Annotated in this window: 7 protein-coding genes; 2 read left to right on the top strand and 5 right to left on the bottom strand. The window is 65.8% G+C overall.

The window, feature by feature from the left end; all coding sequences use genetic code 11:
* The first annotated feature begins 594 nt into the window (after nt 1-594).
* The gene (locus AAHM38_RS01860) at nt 595-762 is read left to right on the top strand and encodes a DUF6726 family protein (protein ID WP_009277085.1); all 168 of its coding nucleotides are present in this window, start codon (nt 595-597) and stop codon (nt 760-762) included.
* Between the two features lie 98 nt (nt 763-860).
* Here AAHM38_RS01860 and AAHM38_RS01855 read toward each other — a convergent pair whose 3' ends face one another.
* Nucleotides 861-1397 carry a GNAT family N-acetyltransferase gene (locus tag AAHM38_RS01855; protein WP_009239972.1) on the bottom strand — a complete coding sequence of 179 codons (537 nt, stop codon included), beginning with the start codon at nt 1395-1397 and terminating at the stop codon, nt 861-863.
* A 168-nt stretch (nt 1398-1565) separates the two neighbouring features.
* On the opposite strand from AAHM38_RS01855, the gene AAHM38_RS01850 reads away from it, so the two are divergent.
* Nucleotides 1566-2543: a DedA family protein/thiosulfate sulfurtransferase GlpE gene (locus AAHM38_RS01850; RefSeq protein ID WP_009239973.1), complete on the top strand. Its 978-nt coding sequence runs from the start codon at nt 1566-1568 to the stop codon at nt 2541-2543.
* Nucleotides 2544-2917: 374 nt separating this feature from the next.
* Here AAHM38_RS01850 and AAHM38_RS01845 read toward each other — a convergent pair whose 3' ends face one another.
* From AAHM38_RS01845 to fliH, 4 genes are all read right to left on the bottom strand, one after another.
* Nucleotides 2918-4492, bottom strand: coding sequence for a flagellar hook-length control protein FliK (locus AAHM38_RS01845; protein ID WP_116575142.1), 1575 nt, complete (start codon nt 4490-4492; stop codon nt 2918-2920).
* A 38-nt stretch (nt 4493-4530) separates the two neighbouring features.
* Nucleotides 4531-4995: a flagellar export protein FliJ gene (gene fliJ, locus AAHM38_RS01840; RefSeq protein ID WP_065855816.1), complete on the bottom strand. Its 465-nt coding sequence runs from the start codon at nt 4993-4995 to the stop codon at nt 4531-4533.
* Nucleotides 4996-5103: 108 nt separating this feature from the next.
* Nucleotides 5104-6564 carry a flagellar protein export ATPase FliI gene (gene fliI, locus AAHM38_RS01835; RefSeq protein WP_116575106.1) on the bottom strand — a complete coding sequence of 487 codons (1461 nt, stop codon included), beginning with the start codon at nt 6562-6564 and terminating at the stop codon, nt 5104-5106.
* Nucleotides 6554-7297, bottom strand: a complete 744-nt coding sequence (gene fliH, locus AAHM38_RS01830) for a flagellar assembly protein FliH (RefSeq protein ID WP_103518769.1) — start codon at nt 7295-7297, stop codon at nt 6554-6556. Before fliH ends, fliI begins: the two co-directional genes overlap by 11 nt.
* Nucleotides 7298-7303 lie beyond the last annotated feature (6 nt).

Raw genomic sequence — 7303 nt, 5'->3', positions numbered from 1 at the left:
ACCCTGGGTGTACGGATCGAACTTGTCACCAACCTTGGCACCATCCGAGTACACGTCGAAGCGTTGGCTGACTTGCGCAGCACCTTGCGTGTACACGTCAAACTTGGCTGCCGCCAGGGCCGGCACACTTGCCAGGGCGATCAGGGCGGCAATCAGAGTACGTTGGGCTTTCATGATGTCTTCTCCAGAAGGGCGCAGCGCGTCGGGCAGGTGACCCGGACGTTTCCGGGATCTTCTTTTTCGCTGCGGCGCCGCATTCGATGAAGTCATCGTAGGCGAGCCTGTTCAGACAATAAATGTCGCGACAGGCAATTTATTGTTGCGATATGTGAAATTACGGGAAAACCCGCATCACCAGTGGTTTTGCGGCCTGCGACAAAGGCTTGCGGGTTAATTTGCGCAAACGCAGAATGTGACTTTTTCACCCAAAGTCAGCGTTGTACGGCTTTCGAACGGGTTTTATTGTTGGGTTCTGACGCATCGCATCATGGTTGTGCGACGCGCACAGATTGTCATTTCCCGATACACACGCGCAGAGGTTGGCGAATGACCCTGTGTCACACTGCACGGCATTCGCTTTCAAACGCACCCACGATGAAACGCCTTCTCCTCGCTGTGTCCCTGCTCGTTGCTGCACTCCTTTCCGGGTGCGGCGTGGTGGCCGCGCCGTGCCGCGTGGCATCGGCGGGCCTGAAGATGGTGCCGCTGGTGGGGCATGTGGCGGCCGCGCCCACCGACGCCTGCGCCGACATCATCGATTGAGCGTAGTAATCAAAGCGCTGTGAATTGAGCTCAGAAGGCTTGGGCCACTCAGGAAAGCATCTACCGTTCTTCACTGAACCTTAACCAGTGCCGCTGCCTCACAGGGCCCGCTGCATCAGCAGACAATCCAGCCAGCGACCAAACTTGTAGCCTACCGCCTCCAGCACGCCCACCTCGCGAAACCCGCAACGGGCGTGCAGCTTGGCTGACCCCGGGTTCTCGCGGCCGCCCCCTACCACAGCCACCATCTGCTTGAAATCGCGCGCCTGGCATTCGCGGATGAGCGCCTCCAGCAGCAACGTCCCAACGCCCCTCCCCTGAGCGGCGGTGTCGAGGTAGATGGAGTCTTCCACCGTATGGCGATACGCAGGCCGCGCACGATGCGGGCCGGCATACGCATAACCGAGCAGCGCACCGCCCGCTTCGGCCACCACGTAAGGCATGCCGGCTTCCTGCAAGGCATGAAAGCGGCGCGTCATCTCGGCCAGATCGGGGGCATCGATCTCAAAGCTGGCGGTGCCGGTACGCACATGATGTGCATAGATGCCGACGATGGTCGGCAGATCCGCCTCGATAGCGGGACGAATGGCAACCGCACCGGATTCGCGCACGGATCCGGAAGCGTCGATGGGCATTGCAGAAGGCATGGCGGCAGGAGCTGGAAGCGGTGTGAAGCGTTCATTGTCACGCCAATTCAACACGAATCGCATATCGCCGAGCGCATTCCGGTGACATGGCTATCGGGCGGCGGCGGAATGCGGTAACTTGGCAGACGCATTTGCCCCCGCCGCGCCCTTCCTGCCATGCATGACCTGTTTCCCTTGATCGCCGAATACGGCGCGTTTGCCGTGTTCCTCAATGTGCTGCTGACGCAAGCCGGCGCCCCGCTGCCGGCCGTGCCGACGCTACTGGTGGCCGGCGCGCTCACATTCCAGGGGCCGCTCTACTTCATAGAGCTTGCGCCCGCTGCGGTGTCCGGTGCGCTGCTGGGTGACGGCCTGTGGTACTTCGCAGGCAAGCGCTACGGCAGGCACGTCATGGCACTGCTGTGCCGCGTGTCGCTGTCGCCCGACTCCTGCGTGCGGCGCACGCGCACGCAGTTCGAGCGCTGGGGCGCGCCGATGCTGCTGATCGCGAAGTTCATTCCGGGCTTGTCGACCGTGTCGTCGGCGCTGCTGGGCACCATGCGCACGCCGTTCAGCAGGTTTGCGCTGTACAACCTGGTGGGCTCGGCGGCGTGGGCAACGCTCTGGCTGCTGCTGGGCCGCGTAGCGCATGACAGCATCGACCAGGCGCTGCGCCAGCTCGACATGCTGGGCGCGCGTGCCGTGCTGCTGATCGCATTGCTGGCGGCGGTGTATGTGGCGGCGCGCTGGCTGCAGCGCTGGCGCTTTCGCAAGATGCTGGAGATGGCGCGCATCTCGCCCGATGAGCTGCACGCGCTGATCGAATCGGGCGCGGCACCCGTCATCATCGATGTACGCGCCGACAGCTCGCGCATGCTGCAGCCGCAACGCATTCCGGGAGCCATGCTGTATGACATGTCCAGCAGCAAACGCGCGATTGAGATCGACGGCCCCGACCGAGAGATCATCATCTACTGCGCCTGTCCCAACGAGGCGTCTGCCGTCATGCTGGCGCGCACGCTGATGGGACGCGGCTTCAAGCGCGTGCGTCCGTTGCATGGCGGTATCGATGCATGGGTGCAGCGCGGCTATGGCGTGGAGCACGTGATATCGGTCACGCCCGCCACACTCGCAACGGCGGAAGCGGGCGCCTGAGACTCCGCACGCAGGTGCGCCGCAACGACGAAGCTGGCGCACAAAAACAAAAAGCGCACCTCGCGGTGCGCTCTCCCGTAAGTACGGCAAACATGCGGTGCGCCAGCCCCCCGGCTCGGACACCCCGCATCGGTCCGTCTGCATCCGCCCAAGGACGGATGTGGCGAAATGATCCCCGTTTGATCCCTTCTTCGCCAGTCGGACTTGACCCCCTTGTTATTCATTTGCAACGCTGCCGCTTCAAACCTATGCGCGGCGAGCTCGCGTTGTGATTTCCCGTCCTTCCTTTGTAGCCTCGCGGCTGGCCATTTTTGCGTGGCACTCCTGCGTACTAACGGCAGCGTCGCGTCGAACTTTAGGCGCCGCCCCAATCGTCAGGCAAATGTATCGATCGCACCTTCGTGGCTGGAAACACGGCGCGGTGCCGCCGTCACCGTATCGGGGCGGTCTTGCGAGCCGCTGCTGCCATAACGACTGCCACTCCCCCCGTTGCCCGAACCGCTACCTTGGTTTTGCGCCGACGAGCCCTGCGATGCGTTCTGCTGCTGGCTGAAGTCGCCCGTGCTGACTGACGTTTGCGCAAGCTGCATCCCGCCTTGCTGCATGGCGTCGCGCAGGCGCGGCATGGCGTCCTGCACGAGTTCGGCCACGGCCTGGTGCTGGCAGACAAAGCTCGCGTTGACGGCGCCGTTGTCCACTTCCAGCTTGACGTGCATGCCGCCCAGCTCGGCCGGGTTCAACTGCAGTTCGGCCGACGATTGGCGATGCACTTGCATGAAAGCCAGCTGGCTGGCCATGCTCTGCGGCCATGCGGCGTCGCCGAAGGTGGGCAGCGTGTGGACTTGTTGCGGCGTGATCGATGCCCCAGCCGCTGCGCCTGCGTTGGCACCGCCCACCGCAAAGGTAGGCGCGGCCATGCCCGCGTCGCCAGTGGCGCGCGACAGCACGCCCTGGAACTGCATGCCGTTGCCCTGCGCGTTGGATTGCGTGCCAGCGTTATCGGTGTTGCCGGTGTTGCCACCATTGCTGGCGTGGCTGATGGCATCGGTTACGGCGGCGGCGGCCGGTTGCGCGGGGGCGTTGTGTGGGCTCAGATCGCGGCGCGGCAGGCCGCGATCGGCATTGACGCCCTGCCCGGACGACGCGCTGCCGAGCTGGCGCACGGCAGCCGGCGTGTTGTCAGCAGCGGCGCGTGTGCGAGCCATAGCCTGGGCCAGCGTGCCGCTATCGGGCAACGCGGTGGCGGGCGGCGTCGGCGTGTTAGCGGCGTTTGCCTTCGCGTCCTTCGCGGCAGGCAGTCCGGCCAGGCCGGCCTGTGCCATCGCGGCCGGGTCTGCGGAACCCTGCGCCCCGTTGGCGGCTGCACTTGCGGCGGCCAGTGCGGCGGCGCCATTGGCAGGCGATTTGCTCGCTGCCGACGACGTCGCCTCGGTATCGGTGTTGGAGGTCGATGGGGAGGCGGGTAAGGCAACCGGCAGTTGCGCGGCTGCGGCCTGCTGCGCGGCCTGGCGTGCAGCCTCGATCTGCGCGGCCAGTTGTGCAGCCGGATCGACCGCGGCCTGCTTCGCGGCGGTATCGAGATCCTTGGCGCTGGCCGGTTGCGACTGCTTGGCAGTCGCCGTATCGGCGGTGCTGGCGGCAGGCGTGGTGATGCTCGGCACGGGCGTATTGCCGTCGGCCGGCTTGGCGTCCTGATCGTTGCTGGCGGCGCTGGTGCGCGTCGCGTCCTTGCGCGCGATATCGGCGCGGCGGCCGGCATCGTCGGCGGCCGACTGTGCATCAGCGCGACGGCGCGCGGCGTCCTGGGCCATGCGGTCCGACAACAGGTTGCCGAAGGTATCGTTGCCCGACGACGGGGCCTGCGTCTTGTCGGCGGCGGCAGTATTGCCGGCCGACAGCATGGCGCCCAGGTCTTTGGCAGCGGCGTTGGGGGTGGCACTCAAGCCCACGTTGACTCCATCTTGCGACTGCGTGTTCGCGTTGGTCTTCAATTGCCGCCCTGGGCCGCACGCATGCGGATCACCTTGGCGGCGTGTTCGTCGTTGTCGCGCTGGGCACGGCGTTCTTCGTCCAGGCGCTGCTCTTCAATGTGGCGCTGGCGCAGGATGTCGAACGACTGCTCGCGGCGTTGCTTTTCAAGCCAGTTCGCACGGCTCATCGCAAGCTGCTGCTCCAGCGCGTTGATGGTGCCTTTCTGCTGGTGCACGGCATTGCCCAGGCGGTCGATAAAGGCCGCGTAGTTGCGCAGGCGCGTGACGTCCATGCCGCCTTCAGCGCTGCTCAGCATCTGCTGGTGGTAGTTGTTGCGGTAGTCGGACAGCAGTGCCAGCTTTTGCGTGGCGGCCTCGCGCGTGTTCATCAGGCGGCCGACTTCCTGCGTGGCTTTTTCGGTGTCCTTCTGGGCCAGTTCCAACACGGTTTCGAGGCGGAACGGCTTGTTCATGGTGGTCATCGGTGGACCCTCCAGCTTCCCGTTACATCAACCCATCGGACGCAAACCCGGCGGCTTTAGCCTCCGGCTTGCGCAACGCTTGCGGCTTCACGGTGTCAAGCGGGCACATCACGCCAGCACTCCGTGCATCTTCTCCAGCGTGTGCTCGCGGCTTTCGTTTTCGAACATGCCCTGCTGCAGGAACGCTTCCATGTCGGGGTAGCGCGCGATGGCCTGGTCGGTCACCGGGTCGCTGCCACGTGCATAGGCGCCCACGGCAATCAGGTCGCGGTTGCGCTGGTAGCGTGCGTAGAGCTGCTTGAAGCGGCGGGCCGTGTCGAGCTGCTCGCGCGGCACGATCGCCGACATCACGCGGCTGATCGACTGTTCGATATCGATGGCCGGGTAGTGGCCCTGCTCGGCCAGCTTGCGCGAGAGCACGAAGTGGCCGTCAAGAATGGCGCGTGCCGCATCGGCAATCGGGTCCTGCTGGTCATCGCCTTCGGCCAGCACGGTGTAGAACGCGGTGATGGAGCCGCCGCGGCCGTTGGCATCAACCATGCCGTTGCCGGCACGCTCAACCAGCGCCGGCAGCTTGGCAAACGCCGAAGGCGGATAGCCCTTGGTGGCCGGCGGCTCGCCGATGGCCAGGGCGATCTCGCGCTGCGCCATCGCATAACGCGTGAGCGAATCGACAATCAGCAGCACGTTGCAACCGCGATCGCGGAAGTATTCGGCAATCGTGTGGGCGTAAGCAGCGCCCTGCAGGCGCATCAGCGGCGAGGTGTCGGCCGGCGCGGCCACCACGGCCGAGCGCGCCAGGCCTTCGTCGCCAAGAATCTCGTCGATGAATTCCTTGACTTCGCGGCCGCGCTCGCCGATCAGGCCCACCACCACCACGTCGGCCTGCGTGTAGCGGGCCATCATGCCCAGCAGCACGCTCTTGCCCACGCCGGAGCCGGCGAACAGGCCCAGACGCTGCCCCTGGCCAACGGTCAGCAGACCATTGATGGCGCGCACGCCCACGTCGAGCACATGCTCGATCGGCTTGCGCTTGAGCGGGTTCAGCGGTGCCGGGTTCAACGTGCCCCAGGCCAGGTCTTCATGCGCGCCCAGCGGCCCCTTGCCGTCGAGCGGTTCACCGTTGGCGTCCACCACGCGGCCCAGCAGGCGCGGCCCCACGGGCAGGAATTTGCTGTGTGAAATCGTCGGGTCGGCGCCGTCTTCGCTCGACACCGGCAGGCGTTGCGGCTCCAGCGGGAACACGCGCGCGCCTGGCACCACGCCCACCAGATCCGTTTGCGGCATCAGGAAGGCGCGCTCTTCGGCAAAGCCGACCACTTCAGCCAGCACGTGGCGCCCATGCGGCAGTTCCACGCGGCAGGCGCTGCCCACCGGCAGCTTCAGGCCAACGGCTTCCATGACCAGGCCGGCCACACGCGTGAGCTTGCCGCACGTCACCACCGGACGGGCCAGACGCGCACGCTGCGCGGTCTGCTGCAGGTGGGTGCGCCACATGCGCACGTTGGGATTGTTGGCGGCAGCGTTGTGGCCAACCCCCGCTGCGGGCTGCACGGTCTCAGGCGACATGGAGTGCGCCTCCTGCAATGCGTTCGGCTTCCGCGCGCTCGCTGGCAAGCCATGCGGTATCGCGGCCCAACGCGCGGGTCAGTTCGGCCCAGCGGGTTTGCAGCGTGGCATCGGTTTCGCCAAAGCGGGTCTGCACGCGGCAGCCGCCGCGCTCGATGGCGGCATCGACGATGAGCGTCCAACCGGCAGCGGCCAGCTCCGTGCCCAGCGTCTGGCGAATCAACGCTGCGTCATCGGCATGGACGCGCAGCATGGCAGGTGCCGGTGCGGTGGGCGCGTCGCCCAGCACTTCGCGAATCAGCGGCAGGATACGCTCGGGCTGCGCATGCAGCGCACCGTGCAGAAACTGCTGCGTCAGTTGCAGCGCCAGATCGACCAGCTCTTCGGCAACGCTGCCGTTCAACTGATCGATCGCCTCGCGCACGGACTGCATGAGCGTGGCGATGTGCTTGGAATCTTCTTCGCCCTGGCGGCGCCCTTGTTCAAAGCCATCCTGAAAACCTTGCGCGAAACCATCGCGGCGACCTTCGTCACGGGCGGTGGCAAGCTCGGCGTCCAGCGCGGCCTGCCATTCCTCTTCGGAAATCGGAGGCTCTTCGGGTTCGGGCGGAGGCGGAGGCGGAGGCGGTGCCGCCGCGGCGGCGGCAAGCTCGGCCTGGCGCTCGAAGTCGATCAGTTCCCACCGCTGGTATTCGACCAGCGTGTCGCGCGGGATGATCGGCGGACGCGGCATCTCAGC

It is taken from the genome of Ralstonia sp. OTU4908 (assembly GCF_038440115.1).
In the GTDB taxonomy this organism is placed as follows: domain Bacteria; phylum Pseudomonadota; class Gammaproteobacteria; order Burkholderiales; family Burkholderiaceae; genus Ralstonia; species Ralstonia pickettii.
This window is presented reverse-complemented; position numbering and strand designations above follow the sequence as displayed.

Bases quoted from the DNA above. Each gene is read 5' to 3' on its own strand.
- AAHM38_RS01860 (WP_009277085.1), top strand. From the start codon at position 595: ATGAAACGCCTTCTCCTCGCTGTGTCCCTGCTCGTTGCTGCACTCCTT.
- AAHM38_RS01855 (WP_009239972.1), bottom strand. From the start codon at position 1,397: ATGCCCATCGACGCTTCCGGATCCGTGCGCGAATCCGGTGCGGTTGCC.
- AAHM38_RS01850 (WP_009239973.1), top strand. From the start codon at position 1,566: ATGCATGACCTGTTTCCCTTGATCGCCGAATACGGCGCGTTTGCCGTG.
- fliJ (WP_065855816.1), bottom strand. From the start codon at position 4,995: ATGACCACCATGAACAAGCCGTTCCGCCTCGAAACCGTGTTGGAACTG.
- fliI (WP_116575106.1), bottom strand. From the start codon at position 6,564: ATGTCGCCTGAGACCGTGCAGCCCGCAGCGGGGGTTGGCCACAACGCT.
- fliH (WP_103518769.1), bottom strand. From the start codon at position 7,297: ATGCCGCGTCCGCCGATCATCCCGCGCGACACGCTGGTCGAATACCAG.